The following is an 18528-nucleotide window of genomic DNA, read 5'->3' as shown; positions in this document are numbered from 1 at the left end:
AGGAAAGACATGACGCTCGCCTATGTATCCCTGCCCGGCCGCGGCGAAACCGACGCCTTCCTGCGCGCCGCCGCCGATCATCTCGCTGGCCGGGGTCTGAAGGTTGCCGGAACGGTGCAGACCAACAGCGAACGCGCCTGCACCCATCATTGCGACATGGATGTGCGCGTCCTGCCCGACGGGCCGGTGATCCGCATCAATCAGGACCTCGGGCCGGGCTCCACCGGCTGCCGCCTCGACCCCGGCGCGCTGGAAACGGCGGTCGCCGAAGTCGGGCCACGGCTCGCTGGGGCCGATGTGCTGATCCTCAACAAGTTCGGCAAGCATGAGGCCGAAGGCCGGGGGTTCCGCACCCTGATAGGCGAATCGATGGCCGAGGGCATCCCGGTTGTCATTGGAGTGAACGCCCTGAACCTGCCTGCTTTCCTCGCCTTCGCCGAGGGCTGCGCAAAGCCCCTTTCGGGCGATCTGGCGGCACTGGAGCGCTGGCTGTCAAACCTCAGGGCCGTGGCTGCGGAATAGGGTGCCGCCCGTCGCCGGACCCGAAGGTCAGGCCCGGCCCGCAGCGAAAGCACGGGCCGCGTCGCCGAACGCCTCGAACAGCGGGCGCGAGACCGGATCGTTCGCGGCATTCCATTCCGGATGCCACTGCACCGAAAGCGTGAAACCCGGCGCATCACGGACGTAAAGCGCTTCGGGCGTGCCATCGGGCGCCCAGCCCGCGATCTCGATCCGCTGGCCCGGCGTCTTGACCCCCTGTCCGTGCAGCGTGTTGGTCATCACCTCTTCCGCTCCGAAGAGGTGGTGGAACGGGCTGCCCTCGGCAAACCGCACCGCGTGACGCAGGGCGAATTTTTCCTCCAGCGTGCCGTCCGGCGGCATACGGTGGTTCATCCGCCCCGGCAGATCGCGAATCTCGGGGTGGAGCGTGCCGCCAAAGGCGACATTCACCTCCTGAAACCCCCGGCAGATGCCGAGAAACGGCTGCCCCAGTTCGACGCAGGCGCGCACCAAGGGCAATGTGATCGCATCGCGCGACCGGTCGAAGGCGCCATGCGCCTCGGTCGCCGCCTCGCCATATTCCTCGGGGTGGACGTTCGGGCGCCCGCCGGTCAGAAGGAAGCCGTCACAGACCTCTAGCAGTTCATCCACCGAGACGAAGCGCGGATCGGACGGGATGAGAAGCGGCAGGCACTGCGCCACTTCCGCCACCGCGGCGGAATTGCTCAGCCCCCCGGCATGGACGGGGTAGTCGTTGATGAAATTCATGTTGCCGATTATGCCGACAACAGGCCGAACTGCTGGCATGTCACCCTTCCTTGCGCGGAAGATATGCTTTGACTGCGGAAGTTGGAAGCCCGCGCACGAGCGGTCGCATGTACGCCAGTGCACGGAATGCCAGCCTTGCCGTCCGCGATGGCGCCGCCGCGCCTGTTGAACGATTCACCAGTTGCAGTTTGCGCCCGTTTCAAAGAGTTTGATCAAGGACGGTCCCGCGACCAACGCGTTGGGGGACGACACGAACTCACACCGCCACCCCGCTCAGGAGGCAGCATGCGCTACCACACGCCCACCAGTTTTCAGGAGGCCGCGCGCCTCGCCGCAGCGTCAGGAGGGTTGTTGCGCTATCTTGCGGGCGGCACCGATGTGCTCGTGCAGATGCGCGCGGGCATGGTGCAGCCCGACGAGCTGATCGATCTGAAACATATCCCGGGCGTCTTCGACATTTCGCGCAACGCGGACGGCGGCTGGCGCATCGGCGTGGCGGTTCCCGGCCGGGTCCTCGGCGCGCATGAGGCGCTCTGCGGCGACTGGCCGGGCGTGGTCGAGGGGATGAACCTCGTGGGCTCCACGCAAGTGCAGGGCCGCGCGACGCTCACCGGCAATCTCTGCAACGGCTCGCCCGCCGCCGACAGCGTGCCGGGTCTGGTCGCCGCCGGGGCCACGGTCACCATCACCGGCCCCGATGGCAGCCGCGAGGTACCGGTCGAGGCGATCCCGACCGGTCCGGGACGGACCGTCCTCAAGAAAGGCGAGCTGATTTCAGCGATCACCCTGCCGCCGCGCGGCGCGCATGGCGGCGATGCCTATCTGCGCTTCATCCCCCGCACCGAGATGGACATTGCGGTCGTGGGTGCCGCGGTAAACGTCACCCTCGACGGCGACCGGATCGCCAAGGCGCGCGTGGCGCTCGGCGCAGTGGCGCCGACCGTCCTTCTGGTCGAGGCGGCGGCGAAGGCGATCGTCGGCAGCACGCTCGACGAGGCAGCGCTCGACCGGCTCGCGGCGGCGTCATCGGCGGCGGCCAAACCGATTTCGGACAAGCGCGGCACGGTCGAGTTTCGTGTCGACGTGGTGGGCGTCCTTGCCCGCCGGGCAGCGAAGATCGCCTATGATCGGGCGAAAGGGATGAGCAAATGAAGAAGGTTCACGTCACCACAACCGTCAACGGCGATCCCGTCGAGTTTCTCGCCGATCCGCGCGAGACGCTGCTTGACTGCCTCAGAAACCATCTCGACCTGACCGGCACCAAGGAAGGCTGCGGCACCGGCGATTGCGGCGCCTGTTCGGTCACGCTCGACGGCACGCTCGTCTGCTCCTGCCTTGTCCTGGGGGTGGAGGCCGAGGGCAAGAAGGTCGAAACGATCGAGGGGATGGCGAGCGAGGGCGAACTTCATCCCCTGCAGCGCCAGTTCATCGAACATGCCGCGCTGCAATGCGGCTTCTGCACGCCCGGCATCCTCGTCGCGGCAAAATCGCTCCTGGAACAGAACCCGGATCCCAGCGAAAGCGAGATCCGTTTCTGGCTCGCGGGCAATCTTTGCCGCTGCACCGGCTATGACAAGATCGTCCGCGCGGTACAGGATGCGGCGGCGGAAATGAGGGGGGCGGCCTGATGGCGAAGGACGAGATCACCAAGGGTTACAAGCTGGTCGGCACGCGTCCGAACCGGCCCGACGGGCTCGACAAGGTCACGGGCCGAGCGCGCTATGGCGCCGATTTCTCGTTGCCCGGCATGCTCTGGGCGGCGGTCGTGCGCTCGCCGCACGCGCACGCGAAGATCAAGCGGATCGACGCCACCAAGGCGCTGGCGCTTGATGGCGTGAAGGCGGTCGTCACCCGCGCCGATCTGCCTACCGGACTGGAAGGCGAGGACCTTAACCTGCAGGAAAACACGCTGGCAGGTGAAAAGGCGCTCTATGACGGCCACGCCGTCGCCGCCGTCGCCGCGACCTCGGCCCTCTTGGCACAAGATGCTGCCCGCCTGATCGAGGTGGAATACGAGGTCATCCCCCATGTGACCGACGTCGATGCGGCGATGCAGCCCGGCGCCCCGGTGATCCGCGAAGGTGCCGCCGATTATTCTGTGCCGGAAGGCATGCACCCCAACGTCGTGCGCCATATGGAATTCGGCCACGGCGATGTCGTGGCCGGTTTCGCCGCCGCCGATATCGTGCGCGAAGAGACCTACAAGACAGAAGCCACCCATCAGGGCTATATCGAACCCCACGCCTGTGTCGGCCAGATGGGCGAGGACGGGCGTGGCGAAATGTGGGTCTGCACCCAGGGCCACTGGTACATCCGCCGCATGTGCGCCGCCGTTCTCGGGATCGAGGCGGCGAATCTGCGGGTCACGCCATCGGAAATCGGCGGTGGCTTCGGCGGCAAGACCACGATCTTCATGGAACCGCTGGCGCTTGCCCTTTCGAAGAAGGCGGGCGGGCGTCCGGTGAAACTCGTCATGTCGCGGGCCGAGGTGCTGCGCGCCACGGGGCCGACCGCATCGGCCTCGATGGATGTGAAGATCGGCATGAAGAAGGACGGCACCGTCACCGCCGGTCAGGTGATGTTCCGCATGCAGGGCGGTGCCTTCGTCGGCATGTCGCCCATCGGCGAGGCCCTGCCCTGCGCCTTTGCCTGCTACGACATTCCGGCCCTGAAACACGAGGCGGTGGAGGTTCTGACCAATCGCCCGAAAGCCGCCGCCTATCGGGCGCCGGGCTCGCCCATGGCGGCCTTCGCGGTCGAAAGCCTGATGGACGAGATGTGCCGTGAGCTTGGCCTCGACCCCATCGACGTCCGGCTGAAGAACGCTGCGAAAGAAGGCTCGAAGTCGAGCTACGGCCCGGTCTACAACCGCATCGGCCTCGTCGAGACGCTGGAAGCGGCAAAGGCCCATCCGAACTACGCGATCCCCCTTGGCCCCAATCAGGGGCGCGGCGTCGCCTCGGGCTTCTGGTTCAACCATGGTGGCGAGACGTCCGTCAGCCTCGCCATCGGCGAAGACGGAACGGTGCAGGTCTCGATCGGCACGCCGGACATCGGCGGCAGCCGTGCCTCGATCGCGCTGATGACGGCGGAAACCCTGGGCATTCCCTATGAAAATGTCCGGGTGAACGTGGTCGAGACCGGCGCGCTTGGCGTGAACGAGCCGACGCATGGCAGCCGCGCGACCTTCGCAAGCGGCAAGGCAGCGGTCGAGGCGGCACGGCAGGCGATCAAGGAAATGTGCCGCCGCGCGGCAGCGGAATGGGAGATCGAGCCCGAGGCCGTCGAATGGAAGGACGGCGCGGCCCAGCCCGCCGGGCCGAACGCGGGCAAGTTCCCGCCCATGACCATCGCCGAGATCGGCGCCAAGATGGGCGGCACCGGTGGGCCGATCTCGGGTCATCACGAAACGAACGCGGGCGGCGTGGGCGCGAGCTTCGGCACCCATGTCGTCGATGTCGAGGTCGATCCTGAAACCGGCCGCACCACGGTTCTGCGATATCTGGTGGTGCAGGACGCGGGCACCGCGATCCACCCGGCCTATGTCGAGGGTCAGTATCAGGGCGGCGCGGCGCAAGGGATCGGCTGGGCGCTCAACGAGGAATATGTCTATGGCGCCGACGGGCGGCTGCAGAACACCGTCTTCCTCGATTACCGCATCCCGGTCGCCTCGGACCTGCCGATGATCGACACGGTCATCGTCGAGGTACCGAACCCCGGCCATCCCTACGGGGTGCGCGGCGTGGGCGAGACCGGCATCACGCCCCCCCTGCCCGCGCTGGCCGGTGCGGTCGCGGCGGCGGCGGGGGTGCGGCTGCGCAGCTTGCCGATGTCACCGCCAAAGGTGCTCGCGGCGATCAAGGCCGCGCGGCAGGCTTAGGATGGCGCGTGTCCATCTCTGGTCGAGCCTGAGGCGCTTCGCCGAGGGCCAGGAGGTGGTCGAGGTCGAAGGTGCGACCGTGGGCCAGATCTTCGACGCGCTGGCCCGGACCTATCCTGGCCTCGCGCCCGCCATCGCCGCGGGCCTTTCGGTTGCGGTCGATGGCGAGGTGATTGCCAATAGCCGCAGCGCGCCCGTCAGGCCCGACAGCGAGGTCTACCTGCTGCAACGGCTGAAAGGCGGCTGACCGACCGAGAGGCGGCTCGTCGAGCACTGCGTGCACTCCTCGCGGGGCGCCGCCCGACGAGTGCATGGAATGCTCGAGGAGGCGCTGGCCGGACGGGCGCTGTCGTGCCGCCTCACCAAAACACTTGCGGAGCCCGAAAGGCTCGGCCAGACTGCGATCAAATCGGGGGGCGGCGCGACCTTTTGGTCCTGGCCGCGACGGGGGAATTGCAACCTGCCTTCTGGCACCGCTGGGGTCGTCCCGTAACATGTGTCCTGCGCCTGTGCTGAAAGAGAACCCCCGCGGTTTCATCATCCCGATCGGCGGGGGCGAAGACCGCGTCCGCGAACGCCATATCCACCGGCGGTTCGTAGAACTGTCCGGCGGCAAGGGCGCCGATATCGTGGTGATCCCGACCGCGTCGGAACTTGAAACCACCGGCGCCGACTACAATCGCATCTTCAAGGGCTTGGGCGCCTCGGCGGTCGACTTCCTGCCGATCACCAAGCGCGCCGATTGCGACAATCCGCGCTATGTCGACATGCTCGACAGCGCTACCGGCATCTTCCTGACCGGCGGCAACCAGTTGCGCCTCTCGACCATCCTCGGCGGCACCGGCATCGCCCAGAAGATCCGCCGCCGCAATGCCGCCGGCATCGCCGTCGCGGGCACGTCTGCCGGTGCCTCGATCATGTCGGAACATATGATCGCGGGCGGCGACAGCAATTCCGCCCCGGTCGTCGGCGCGGTCAGCCTCGCGCCCGGCCTTGGTCTGACAAATGCCGTCATCATCGACCAGCATTTCACCGAGCGGAACCGCCTCGGCCGCCTGCTGACCGCCTCCTCCTACAACCCGTTCCTCATCGGCCTCGGCATCGATGAGGATACCGCTGCCTTCATCGGCCCCGACGGGCTGTTCGAGGTCGTGGGTTCCGGTACCGTCACCGTCGTCGACGCCTCGGGCCTCACGCATTCCTCGATGTGGGACGCCTCGCCCGGCCAGTCCCTGACGCTTCTCGGCCTCAAGGTCCACGTGCTCGGCGAAGGTTGCCGCTATGACCTTGTCGGTCGCCACGCCTATCCGCCGGATGACACGGCGGCATTCTGCTCATTGCCAAACACATCCAAGACCGGCTGACGAAAGCCGACAAAAGGGGGGGGAACCGCTATGAAGATCGTCTCGACGAATGTGTTTGTCGGTCCGAATGTCTGGGCGGGGTTCCCGGTCATTCGCCATGTCGTCGATCTGGGCGTCTTGGAGGACTGGCCGTCGGCCAAGATCGGCGAGGCATGGATCGACGCGCTTGTCGAGGCGCTGCCGGGCCTGCGGGAACATGGCTGTTCCTACCGCGAACCCGGCGGCTTCGTCCGCCGCCTGCGCGAAGGCGACGGCACCTGGCTCGGTCATGTCGCCGAACATGTCGCGCTTGAAATTCAAGGCGTTGCCGGATCGGACGTCACGTTTGGCCGGACCCGCTCGACCGGGGAGCCGGGTCGCTACAACCTTGTCTACGAGTATCGCCAGCGCGATGTGGGCCTCGACGCGGGCGCGCTCGCTATCCGGCTTCTCATGCATCTTCTGCCCGCCGACCTGAAAGCCAAGGTCGACTACGAGTTCGACCCGGAGTTCGATTTCGCGGCCGAACTGAAAAGCTTCGTTCTCTCCGCCCAGCGCCGTGAATTCGGCCCCTCGACCGGATCGCTCGTCAAGGCGGCGGAGGAGCGCGACATTCCCTGGATCCGGCTCAACAACAATTCGCTCGTCCAGTTCGGTCACGGCAAGTTCCAGCAGCGCATCCAGGCGACGATCACCAGCCAGACCAAGCATATCGCCGTGGAAATCTCCTGCGACAAGGAAGACACCCACAACATGCTGAACGACCTCGGCCTGCCGGTGCCGCAGCAGCGCCTGGTCTATTCGCCGCGCGATGCGGTCCGCGCGGCGAGGCGCATCGGCTACCCGGTCGTGGTCAAGCCCTTGGACGGCAATCACGGACGCGGCGTCTCGATCAACCTGACCGAGGACGCGCAGGTCGAGGTGGCCTTCGGCGAGGCCAGGGAACAATCGAAAAGCCGCGGCATCCTGGTCGAGCAGTTCATCACCGGCATGGATCACCGGATGCTCGTGGTGAACGGCGAACTCGTTGCGGTCGCCAAGCGCGTGCCCGGCCATGTGGTGGGCGACGGCAAGCACACGATTGCCGAGCTGATCGACATCGTGAACTCCGACCCGCGCCGGGGCATCGGCCATGAAAAGGTGCTGACCAACCTCGAACTCGACAGCCAGGCCGAACGCCTGATGGAGGCGGCGGGTCATACGGCGCAGACCGTGCTGCCCGCCGGCGAAACCTTCTACCTGCGCTCGACCGCGAACCTCTCGACCGGCGGCACGGCGATCGACATGACCGACGTCTGCCACCCCGACAATAAGGACATGGCAGAGCGCACGATCAAGGCCGTGGGCCTCGACGTTGGCGGGGTCGATTTCCTGACCGCCGACATCACTAAAAGCTACAAGGACGTGGGCGGCGCCATCGTCGAGGTGAACGCAGCGCCGGGCTTCCGCATGCATGTGGCGCCCTCAGAGGGCAAGCCGCGCGATGTCTCGGGCAAGGTGATGGACATGCTCTTCCCCAAGGGCACCCAGTCGCGCATCCCGATCGCCGCCATCACCGGCACCAACGGCAAGACCACGACGTCGCGGATGCTCGCCCATATCATGAAATCCAGCGGAAAGATCGTCGGCCTCACCTCGACCGACGGGGTCTATGTCGACGGCAAGCTGACGGTGAAGGGCGACATGACCGGCCCCGCCTCGGCGCAGATGGTGCTGCGCGACCCCTCCGTCGATTTCGCGGTGATGGAAACCGCGCGCGGCGGCCTTGTGCGATCCGGCCTCGGCTACCAGCGCTGCGACGTGTCGGCCTGCCTCAACGTGACATCCGACCATCTGGGCATGGGCGGCATCAACACGCTCGATGAACTGGCGGTCGTCAAGCGTGTGGTGGTGGAAACCGCGACCGATACGGTCGTTCTGAATGCCGACGACAAATATTGCCTGCGCATGGCCGATTTCTCGCATGCGACGCATATCTGCTATGTGACGACCAATTCCGATCATCCTTTGGTCAAGGAACATATCCGCGCGGGCGGGCGCGCCGTGGTGCTGGAAAAGGCCATGAACGGCGACATGATAACGATCTATGCGAACGGCCTTCACATGCCGGTGCTCTGGTCGCATCTGATCCCCGCGACGCTTGAGGGCAAGGCGCTCTACAATGTTCAGAATGCGATGTTCGCCTGCGCAATGGCGCATGCTTTCGGGCTCGACCTCGACAATATCCGACATGGGCTGCGCACCTTCGACACCTCCTTCTTCCAGGTGCCGGGCCGCACGAACGTCTATGACGAACATCCGTTCAAGGTCATCCTCGACTACGGCCACAACCCCGCCGCCATCGCCGCCATGGCAAGCCTCGCCGACCGGCTGGACGTGAAGGGCCGTCGGCTGATCGTGGCCGCCATGCCCGGCGACCGGCGTGACGAGGATATCCGCGCGGCCGCGCGCGAGCTTGCGGGCCATTTCGACCATTATTTCCTGAAGCCCGACGACGACCGGCGCGGCCGGGGCGAGATGGAAGTGCCCGGGATGCTGCGCGAGGAGCTTTTGAAGGCAGGCGTTGCCGACGACCAGATATCGCTCGTGCCGAGCGAGATGCAGGCAATCGACACCGCCCTTGCCGCGGCGCAGGCGGGCGACCTTCTGGTGGTCCTCGCCGACGAACTCGCGCGGTCCTGGAAGCAGATCATCTATTTCAAGAAGGCCGAGCGCGAGGCGCTTCTGCAGGCCAAGCCCAAACGGCCCGAGCCGAAGGCGGCGGGGTTCGAGGAGCTGATCTCCGAAGGCGACCAGCTGATCCGCGACGAACGCGGCGTCCGTCTGGCGCGCGTCGAAACCGAACAGTCCGACTGACCGGGTCCGGCCTTGGCACGATCGGAAGAACTGCAGGAGGCGCTGGTCCTCCCGATCCCCCAGAATCCGGGGCTGGTGCTTGACGGTTGCCGTCGGCTGCTCGGTCCCAATCTCTACGGGCCGGAGCCGGGGGCGGTCGGCGATTGCCTCGTCGCGGGCCATGACCGCGATGAAGTTCTCGCGCTCTGGTCGGGCCATGTGCGCCACTTCCTCGGCACGCTGGGTCTGCCGCAGGCGGGCCTGCGGCTGCGCCCCTTCGATGGCGGCGGCAGCCTTTACTTCCCTGCCCCGGTCGACCAGCTTTTTACGGCTGCCTATGTCATCGAAGCCGCATGGTATCTGACCGCGACCGGCCTCCTTGGCCTGTCCGCGATGGCGCCCGAGGCGCTTGCCACTGAGCTGACCCGCATCAGCGCGATGGAACGGTCCCCTGACCTCGCCGCGCTGGTCGCAGAGGTCGCGCGGAGAGGCATCGACAGGCTTCTGGACGACGATGCACTGACACTTGGCCATGGCGCCGGGTCAGCGACCTGGGCGACCGACGCCCTGCCCGGCAGCCCGGACTGGGCGCGCCTGCACGACATCCCTCTCGCGCTCGTTACCGGCACCAACGGCAAGACCACCACGACCCGGCTGATCGCCGCCATGGGCGCGGCCGCGGGCAAGGTCTCGGGCCTGTCCTCGACCGAATTTGTGAAGGTCGGCGACGAAGTGCTTGATCGCGGCGACTATTCCGGTCCGGCAGGTGCGCGCCTTCTTCTGCGCGACAAGCGGCTGGAGGTCGGGGTTCTGGAGGTCGCGCGCGGCGGCATTCTCAGGCGCGGCCTGCCCGTGACCCGCGCCCGCGCGGCCGTGGTGACCAATGTCGCGGCCGACCATCTTGGCCAATACGGTATCACCACGGTGCCGGAACTGGCAGAGGTCAAGCTCTCGGTCCATCGCGCGCTCGCCCCTGGCGGGCAGCTGATCCTGAACGCAGACGATCCCATGGTCGTCGAGGCCGCAGGCGCGCCCCGCCTTTCGCCGGTCTGGTTCTCGCTGGGCGCGGGCAGCGCCCTGATCCGCGCAGCGCGGGCGGCAGCCCTCCCTTGCGGCTGGCTGGCGGACGGTATGATCCACCTCTCCGACGGCGCGGAAGAGACCGCGCTTGTCGCGGTGGAGGAGGTGCCGCTGACGCTCGGCGGCGCGGCGCGCTACAATATAGAAAATGCGCTGGCCGCAGCGCTTGCCGCTCGTGCACTCGGCCTGCCCGACACGGCGATCCGCAAGGTGCTGACGAGCTTCCGCAGCGACCCGACCGACAATCCTGGCCGTGCCAACGAGTTTGCCGTGAAGGGCGCGCGGGTCTTCGTCGACTTCGCCCACAATCCCCATTCCATCGCCGCGATCACCTCGGCGCTCGCCGCCCTGCCCGCCAAGCGCCGCTTCGCGCTGATTACCCATGCAGGCGACCGGTCCGACGAGGATATCGCTGCCCTGACGCGGGGCCTCTTCGCGCTTCGCCCCGATATCGTCGTTGCCGCCGAAAACCCGAAATATCTGCGCGGCCGCGCGCCCGGCGAGGTTCCCGCGCTCATTCGCAGGGCCTGCCGGGACTGCGGCCTGCCCGACGACAACATCCTGTCGGCGACCAGCCCCGCAGACGGCGCCGGAAAGATCGTCGCACACCTGCAGCCGGGCGATCTGGCACTTCTTCTCGTCCATGACGAACGGGCCGCGATCTTCGATCTGCTGCGCGCGGCCCCCTCGCCCGCCGCCTGATCTATTGCGGCGGATAAAGCGGCAGGCCGTTCGCCACCCATGCCTCGATCCCGCCCCGATACCAGAGCGCGTTCCAGCCGATCGCGCCCGCCCTCAAGGCCGCATTATAGGCCGACCGGTCCTGCATGCCGGACCCGAAGAAGACCACCGGCACCTGAGTGTTGCCGCCGGTCTGGTCGCGCAGGAACTCGTCGAGCATCTTCTGGAAGTTGTCGCGCAGACTGCCGTCGCGACCGGCATCCGTGACCACGATCGCATTGGGCAGACTGTCCCCCCGCCCGTTCGTGTCGATCAGGAGCATGCCGCCCCCGCCATTGATCATCCCCGCGAGATCCTCGGTCGTGACCGCCTGCGCAAACGGGTTCGACACCGGCGTCGGCCCCTTGTAGGGCGCGAGGAACAGTTCGCGCGTCTCGGGCACGCCCATCTCCTGCAACTCATCAAACGCAGGCGCCGCTGGGGCCGCGCCGCCGCCAAACGGATTGGTTCCGCCCGATGAGCCGCCGGAACCGCCGAACGGGTTGGTACCGCCCGATCCGCCAGACCCGCCACCTGCGAAGGGATTGTTCCCGCCGCCGGCAGGCGCGGGCGCCGAGGCGGGTGCCGCTTCCTCGCCGTTCACCGTGCCCATCTCGATGTCCGAGATCATCACGATGATATATTCGACGAGGTTGTAGCACATGGTGATCGTGCCTTCGCGCGGATCGTACCATGCGTTCAGCTCGTCGCAGTCGCGGTAGATCACCTCGATCGGGCGCGGCAGCACAAAGTCCGCTGAAAGCAAGTCCAAATAGCCTTGGAAGGTTCCGCTGTCGCCGATGACAGCCTTCACGAAGTCGCCCACCCTTGTGCGCGACGGTTCGAACCGCGCGGTGATGGCAGCGCCCGGCGCGTCGGCTGGCTGCTGACCCTCGGGGTGGCTGGCCGACACGCGGGTATGGGGCGCAAGGATCGTCCGCCAGGCGCGGTTCTGCTTGGTGAATTCGTCCTCGCAGCGGTAAAGCGTGCGCTCGTCCATGCCCACCTGCTGGGCGATCGGCGCGAAAAGATCGGGATTGCCGCCGTACATCACGCAGAACGTATTGCGGAACCGTTTCAGGTCGGCGGTATGTTCATCCTGCCAGGGCACGTCCGCCCCGCCGCTCTGGGCCTGCACCATGCCGGAATAGTACCATTGCAGCGCCGCATAAAGCGCCATGTCCTCGTTCAGCTTCGTTGCATCCGCGCTCGGCCCTTCAAGCGACGTGGGCGAGGAGATGCGCAGGGCCGAAAAGATGTCGACCGCATCCTCTTCCGGCCCGGTCGAAGGGATCTGCAACTCGCCGATCAGCGCATGGCCGAATTCATGCAGGAAAATACCGGTCATCACACCAAGATAGGTCGAGGTGATCCGCCCGCTGTCCCCGTCAAACATCGGCAGGGGGCCGGTCAGGCCGCCTTGCGCTCCGCCGCCAGAACCGCCACCGCCAGCGCCGCCGTCCTGCATCGGCGCGCCGCCGTCCTGTCCGAGGCCATCGGTGATGGTGAAGCCGCCCAGATAGAACCGGCCCCTCTCATAGGCCAGAACGCCGATATCGGCGCCAAAGGCCGAATTGGTCTCGACCTGCCCCACGACCTGGCCGTTGACGATAACCTGCGCGACGCCGGGAAGCTCCAGAAACTCGACCACGTCGGAACCGTCATTCCTGGCGATCCCCTTCAGGCGGCCGATCTCGCTTGCCTTGCCGTCCGCGCCGAAACACAGCATCAGCGCGTCGCCCGCGCCGGTGATCTCGCCCAGGCACGAGGTCTTGGCCTGCCGGTTCTCGGCGATGAGACCCACGGCGGAATAGGGTATGTCCTCGATCCTCTGGCCATCCAGCGGCGCGATCGCGACATTGATCCGCGTCGCGCGACCGTCATTGCCGACAGGGCCTGCCGGAACGGCGAAATAATTCTCGCCGGAGGCAACGGTCGCATTTTCCATCACCAGCCAGTCGTCCTTGAGATACAGATCCCAGCCATCGCGCGTCTGCGCGTTGGCGATGGTGGCGGCAAGCGGCCCCATGATCGAGTCCAGCGTCGGCGCGCCGCCGCCAGCCGTCGCGCCGCCCGAGGCACCACCGCCCTGCGTGCCACCGCCCTGCGTGCCACCGCTTCCCGCGCCACCTTTCGGAGGCAATCCGCCCCCGCCCCCGCCTCCGGCCCCGCCCCCCGCGCTGGCGTCACCCACCACATTGCCGTTCGCGTCCAGAAGCGAGACACGGAAATCGGCGATGCCGAAAGTGCCCCGGTCATAGGCCATGATACCGATCTCGGAGCCAAGCGCGGCCGCCCCTTGCAGATCGCCGATCGTCTGGCCGTTCAGATAGAACCGCGCGCCGCCGGGTACGTCCACCATCTCGATCACGTCGCTGCCGTCGAGCCTGGCGGCATTCGGCACCGTCGCGATTTCCTGATATTGCTTGTTGACCATGCAGAAGAGATTGGCCGAGGCGGCGGCGGTGATCTCCATCAGGCAGAGACTGCCCGCAGGCTGGTTGCGCACCAGGATGCCGACCGAGGCGGTCTTTTCCTGCGAGGAGAGCGAGACAGTGACCGATGTCAGGCGCCCGTTCTCCGGCGCGGGTCCGAGCGTGACAGTCAACGCCTGTTCGGAATTGTCGGCCTGCGGGTTGCGCAGAACGAACCAGTCACCCTCCGCCCCCGCCTGCCAGTCCGCCAGCAACTGCTGGCCAAGCGCACCGCCAAGCGGGCCGATCAGATTTTCATAGTCCGCCCGCGCGGGCGACGAGGTCTGGAAGAGCGCGGCCAATAGAACCGCAACTGCTGCGAGGGGGCGCACGCGCATCTCCGTCTCCGTAACTCAAGCCACAGTCAGATTTAGCAGGCCGCCCGCCCCCTTGGGCAGCCCGGTTTCACAGCATTGCCATGCCGCCGTTCACGTGCAAGACTGCTCCGGTTACATAGGCCGCTTCGTTGCTCGCAAGATACAGCACCGCGGCCGCAACCTCATCCGCCTCGCCCATGCGCCCCGCGGGAACCTGAACGAGGATCGTGTTCTTCTGATCATCCGTCAGCTTCTCGGTCATCGCCGTGGTGATGAAGCCGGGCGCCACGCAATTGACCGTGATATTCCGGCTCGCCACCTCCTTGGCAAGTGACTTGGACATCCCTTCGAGGCCCGCCTTCGAGGCCGCGTAATTCGCCTGACCCGGATTGCCCTCAAGCCCCACGACCGACGAGATATTCACGATCCGCCCCCAGCGCGCCTTCATCATGCCCCTGAGAACCCCGCGGCACAGCCGGAACGACGCGGTCAGGTTCACGTCGAGGACCGAAGCCCATTCCTCGTCCGACATGCGCATGAAAAGATTGTCACGGGTGATGCCCGCATTGTTCACCAGGATATCGACCCCGCCCATCGCCTCGACCGCCGCCTTGGGCAAAGCCTCGACCGAGGCCGGTTCGGCAAGGTTGCAGGTCAGGACATGGACGCGCCCGCCAAGCTCCGCCGCCAGGTCATTGAGCGGTGCCTCGCGCGTTCCCGACAGTGCCACGGTCGCCCCCGCCTGGTGCAGCGCCCGCGCGATCGCGCCGCCGATGCCGCCCGAAGCGCCGGTCACCAGCGCCGTCTTACCCGTCAGATCGAACATCTCGCCCTCATCTCTTCCGTTTCCAAATATCCCGGGTGGGGTCCGGGGAGGGCAGCGCCCTCCCCGCCTCAGGCCGAAAGGCCCGCGATATCTTCCGGTGCGCCGACCGCCTTGCAGACCGCTTCCTTGGCGATCCGCCGGATCATGCCCGAAAGGGCCTTGCCCGCACCGATCTCCCAGAACTCGCTCACGCCCTGTCCCGCCATCCATTCGACCGACTCGCGCCAGCGGACCGAACCTGTCACCTGGCGGACAAGCAGATCGCGGATCGCGCCCGCGTCGGCATTGGCGGATGCAAGCACATTGGCCACCACCGGCACGCGGGGCGCCTTGACCTCGACCGCGGCCAACGCCTCGGCCATCCGGTCGGCCGCGGGCTGCATCAGAGCGCAATGGAACGGTGCAGAAACCGGCAGAAGGATCGCGCGCTTGGCGCCCTTGGCCCTGGCGATCTCCAACGCCCGCTCGACCGCCGCCTTGTGGCCCGACACCACGACCTGCGCGGGGTCATTGTCATTTGCGGCCTGGCAGACCTCGCCCTGTGCCGCCTCTTTCGCCACCGCATCGGCAGCGGCGAAGTCGAGGCCGAGAAGGGCTGCCATCGCGCCGACACCGACCGGCACGGCGGCCTGCATCGCCTGCCCCCGGATGCGCAGAAGCTTTGCCGTATCAGAAAGCCCGATCGCGCCCGCCGCGCACAGCGCCGAATATTCGCCCAGCGAATGACCGGCGACGAAGGCCGCGTCCGTCACCGCATGACCTTCCGCCTCCAGCGCGCGCAAAGCGGCAATCGATGTGGCCATCAGCGCGGGCTGGGCGTTCTGGGTCAGTGTCAGCACCTCCTGATCGCCCTCCCAGATCAGGGCGGACAGCTTCTCGCCCAGCGCCTCATCGACCTCGTCGAAGACCGCGCGCGCAGCCGGATAGGCATCGGCGAGCGCGCGGCCCATGCCAATGACCTGTGCCCCCTGCCCCGGAAATACGAATGCCTTCATCTCACTCCCCTCGGTCGCCGCCAATGTCTGGCTGTCTCTTGGCCGTTTTCCGCCCCATACCGCGCATCGCCCCGCGCTGCAACGCGCGGATTGACCTGTGACGTCCCCGGGTTGCGCCGCACAGGGCCTGTGCAATCGGCGCCTTCCGCCAATCGCGCGCGCGCCCTATTCTCGCCCTCGACCCATCGGCCGCAGCATCGGAAGCGCAAACATGTCCCTGTCGAATACCGCCCGCTCCTACGGCAGCATCGCGCGCCTCCTGCACTGGGCCGTGGCGCTCCTGATCCTCGCGAACATTCCCCTTGCGCTCTGGGCAGAGGGATTGCCGCGCACTTCCGACGCCGACGCCGCGCTTCTGGCGCGCGTCTATTCGGCGCACAAGACCATCGGCGTCACGGTTTTCGCGCTCGCCCTCGTCCGCATCTTCTGGGCGCTGACGCAACCGAAGCCCGCCCCCCTCCACCCCGGGCGGCGGCTGGAAACCTTTGCCGCCGAAGCCGTCCACTGGTCGCTTTATGCCGCGATCCTCGTCCTGCCGCTCTCGGGCTGGATCGGCCACGCGGCCTCGCAAGGCTTCGCGCCGATCCTCTGGCCCTTCGGCCAGACCTTGCCCTTCGTGCCGAAATCCGAACACCTCGCCCATCTCGCGGGTGCGGTCCATGGCGCGACCTCGAAACTTCTGATCCTGTCGATCCTCCTCCATGTCGCGGGCGCGGTGAAACATGCGCTTGTCGACCGCGACGGTACGCTGGCGCGGATGATCACCGGCCGCCCTGCCGGGGATGGCCGGACCCGGCCGAGCCACCGCCCCGCGTTCCTCTCGCTCGCGCTCTGGGGCGCGCTTGTGGCTGCGGTCCTCGCCGTCGCACCTGCATCGCGCGACGAGGGCGCGGCCTCTGTCGCCACCGCCGAAGGCGGCAACTGGACGGTCACCGACGGCACGATCACCTTCACCCTCCGCCAGATGGGCCAGGAAGTGACCGGCGCCTTCGCGGGCTGGAGCGCCCGGATCAGCTACGACCCCGACAGCCGCACGGGCGAGACCGAGGTGACGATCCCGCTTCAGGGCATGAGCCTCGGCGCCGTCACCGAGCAGGCGGCAGGGGCGGAATTCTTCGACCGCGCCACCTTCCCCGAAGCGAGATTCAAGGCCGCTATCGCCGACGAGGCGGGTACTCTCACGGCACGCGGAACGCTCTCCCTGCGCGGCAAGGATGTGCCGGTCGCCCTGCCCTTCACCCTGATCATTGACGGGGACACGGCCACGGCGGCGGGCACCGTCACGCTCGACCGGCGCGACTTCGGCATGGGGCCGAGCTATCCTGATGAATCCACCGTCGGCTTCGCCGTCCGGGTCGACATCGCCCTGACCGCGCAGCGCGGCGGCTAGATCCTATCCAGACGAAACTTGCGGAAGCGCTCGCCCGCATAGTCGATCTGGCCGATCTCGACCGCGCCGAGCCGCGCCAGCGCGCCAAGATGGCGGCGCGAGGGCGGCAAGAGGAAGGTGACGAACGGTATGCGGCCATCATCTCGCGCGAAGGCCAGGGCCTTGCGCGCGATGGCCATGCCAAGGCCGAAAGCATCGGGGCGCAGCACCAGGCCGAAGTCCCATTCCTCGCCCTCCTTCTGGAACCCGCCCCAGCCGACATAGCGCCCGTCGGCGAGGAAGGCCCAGTGACCGAGCCCGTCACGCTGCCAGCACGCCTCTTTCGCCGCGACGAACCCCGCGACGGTTTCAGGCGTCCAGGGTTCGCTCAGCAGCGGCATATGCTCCGCCATCCGCGGATCGGACATGTGATCGAGGATCGCCTCGGGCGCGATCGCGGTCAGCCGGACGAAGTCGATCGCGGCCCCGGGGCGTTTCACGGCGGCGGTGTTGGTCACTGGCGCGGTCATGCGGACCTCCGGATCGGTTCGGCTTGCGGTTCAAAAGGCTGAGGGCCACCGCAAGACTGCGGCGGCCCGTGCCGACGGGTGAAAGCCTCGGGCCCTTAGCCGTCGACCTTGCCCGCCTCGACCGAGATGTTGACCTCGACCTCGTCGGCGACGAAAGGCGCGAACATGCCAAGGCCATAGTCCGACCGCAGGACTTTCGTCGTCGCGGTGAAGCCAAGCCAGGGCTTGCCCTCCATCGGATGATCGCCCGCCTGGGTCAGGACCGCGTCGAGAACGACGGGCTTCGTGACACCGTTCAGCGTCAGATCGCCGGTGATCTTCGCGCTCTTCTCGCCGGTCACCTCGATGCCGGTCGACGTGAAGCTCACCATCTCATCCTCGGCCGCATCGAAGAAATCGGGCGACATGAAGTGGTCGAACCGTGCCTGCCAGCCGGTCAGCATGGTCCTGACCGGGAAGCTCACCGTCACGCTCGACCCGGCCGGATCGGCGGCGTCATAGGCGATTTCGCCCTCGAACCCCGAGAAGAGGCCGTAGCTCGTCGAATAACCGAGGTGGTTGTAGGAAAAAAGGATCTGGCTGTGGCCGGGGTCGAGACGATAGGTCTCGGCCGCGCCGAACGCGGCTGAGGCCGACAGGCCAAGGGCGGCGGCAAGAAGGGTGGTTTTCACGGCAGAGATCTCCAATACACCGAACAGGTTGAAGGCAGACCATCGCGGCAACCTCCCGTCCGCGCAATTCCGCAGGGTCAAACAGCCAGTGTGGAGCGACGAACAGTCGCGCCCCCGCTCGACCGCCCCCAAGCCTTCGGCGCACGCACACCTCGGCAGGGGAATCGCATTTGAGAAATATCTCTGGCGGTGAGGGGTGATATGGATTCTTTGGAGGGC

General features: G+C 66.9%; 15 protein-coding genes. 9 read left to right on the top strand and 6 right to left on the bottom strand.

Annotated elements, in window-relative coordinates; translation table 11 throughout:
* Positions 1-9 precede the first annotated feature (9 nt).
* Positions 10-522, top strand: coding sequence for a DUF2478 domain-containing protein (locus P0645_RS08415; protein WP_284164135.1), 513 nt, complete (start codon positions 10-12; stop codon positions 520-522).
* A gap of 27 nt (positions 523-549) precedes the next feature.
* Here P0645_RS08415 and P0645_RS08410 read toward each other — a convergent pair whose 3' ends face one another.
* Positions 550-1308, bottom strand: a complete 759-nt coding sequence (locus tag P0645_RS08410; protein WP_284164134.1) for a gamma-glutamyl-gamma-aminobutyrate hydrolase family protein — start codon at positions 1306-1308, stop codon at positions 550-552.
* Positions 1309-1554: 246 nt separating this feature from the next.
* Between P0645_RS08410 and P0645_RS08405 the strand changes: the two genes are divergently transcribed.
* The 7 genes from P0645_RS08405 (at position 1555) to P0645_RS08375 (ending at position 11109) form a co-directional block, all read left to right on the top strand.
* Positions 1555-2421 (top strand): FAD binding domain-containing protein, encoded by an 867-nt coding sequence (locus P0645_RS08405; RefSeq protein WP_284164133.1) that lies wholly within the window; start codon positions 1555-1557, stop codon positions 2419-2421.
* Entirely contained in the window at positions 2418-2897 is a 480-nt protein-coding gene (locus P0645_RS08400) for a (2Fe-2S)-binding protein (protein WP_284164132.1), read from the top strand. The genes P0645_RS08405 and P0645_RS08400 overlap by 4 nt, the downstream gene beginning before the upstream one ends.
* Complete coding sequence (locus P0645_RS08395) at positions 2897-5149, top strand: xanthine dehydrogenase family protein molybdopterin-binding subunit (protein WP_284164131.1); 2253 nt, start codon at positions 2897-2899, stop codon at positions 5147-5149. Before P0645_RS08400 ends, P0645_RS08395 begins: the two co-directional genes overlap by 1 nt.
* Position 5150: 1 nt before the next feature.
* Positions 5151-5396: a MoaD/ThiS family protein gene (locus P0645_RS08390; protein WP_284164130.1), complete on the top strand. Its 246-nt coding sequence runs from the start codon at positions 5151-5153 to the stop codon at positions 5394-5396.
* A gap of 247 nt (positions 5397-5643) precedes the next feature.
* Positions 5644-6513, top strand: coding sequence for a cyanophycinase (locus P0645_RS08385; protein ID WP_284164129.1), 870 nt, complete (start codon positions 5644-5646; stop codon positions 6511-6513).
* A 30-nt stretch (positions 6514-6543) separates the two neighbouring features.
* Positions 6544-9348, top strand: coding sequence for a cyanophycin synthetase (gene cphA / locus P0645_RS08380; RefSeq protein ID WP_284164128.1), 2805 nt, complete (start codon positions 6544-6546; stop codon positions 9346-9348).
* 12 nt (positions 9349-9360) lie between these two features.
* Entirely contained in the window at positions 9361-11109 is a 1749-nt protein-coding gene (locus P0645_RS08375) for a Mur ligase family protein (protein WP_284164127.1), read from the top strand.
* 1 nt (position 11110) lies between these two features.
* Here the strand turns inward: P0645_RS08375 and P0645_RS08370 are convergent, their stop codons facing one another.
* The 3 genes from P0645_RS08370 to fabD form a co-directional block, all read right to left on the bottom strand.
* The gene (locus tag P0645_RS08370; protein ID WP_284164126.1) at positions 11111-13939 is read right to left on the bottom strand and encodes a DUF4344 domain-containing metallopeptidase; all 2829 of its coding nucleotides are present in this window, start codon (positions 13937-13939) and stop codon (positions 11111-11113) included.
* A gap of 67 nt (positions 13940-14006) precedes the next feature.
* On the bottom strand, positions 14007-14744 hold the full coding sequence (gene fabG, locus P0645_RS08365; RefSeq protein WP_284164125.1) for a 3-oxoacyl-ACP reductase FabG: 738 nt from the start codon (positions 14742-14744) through the stop codon (positions 14007-14009).
* 68 nt (positions 14745-14812) lie between these two features.
* Positions 14813-15739 (bottom strand): ACP S-malonyltransferase, encoded by a 927-nt coding sequence (fabD, locus tag P0645_RS08360; protein ID WP_284164124.1) that lies wholly within the window; start codon positions 15737-15739, stop codon positions 14813-14815.
* A 211-nt stretch (positions 15740-15950) separates the two neighbouring features.
* Here fabD and P0645_RS08355 point away from each other — a divergent pair, with 211 nt between their 5' ends.
* A complete protein-coding gene (locus tag P0645_RS08355; RefSeq protein WP_284164123.1) occupies positions 15951-17129 on the top strand; it encodes a cytochrome b/b6 domain-containing protein in 1179 nt (392 codons plus the stop codon).
* On the opposite strand, the gene P0645_RS08350 is transcribed toward P0645_RS08355, so the two are convergent.
* Positions 17126-17638: a GNAT family N-acetyltransferase gene (locus P0645_RS08350; RefSeq protein WP_284164122.1), complete on the bottom strand. Its 513-nt coding sequence runs from the start codon at positions 17636-17638 to the stop codon at positions 17126-17128. The two genes, P0645_RS08355 and P0645_RS08350, sit on opposite strands and share 4 nt — an antisense overlap.
* 95 nt (positions 17639-17733) lie before the next feature.
* Positions 17734-18309 (bottom strand): YceI family protein, encoded by a 576-nt coding sequence (locus tag P0645_RS08345; protein WP_284164121.1) that lies wholly within the window; start codon positions 18307-18309, stop codon positions 17734-17736.
* Positions 18310-18528 lie beyond the last annotated feature (219 nt).

It is taken from the genome of Frigidibacter sp. SD6-1, from assembly GCF_030143255.1.
Taxonomy (GTDB): Bacteria; Pseudomonadota; Alphaproteobacteria; order Rhodobacterales; family Rhodobacteraceae; genus TMP-24.
Note: the sequence above shows the minus strand (reverse complement) of the source record. Positions and strands in the feature narration are given on the sequence as shown.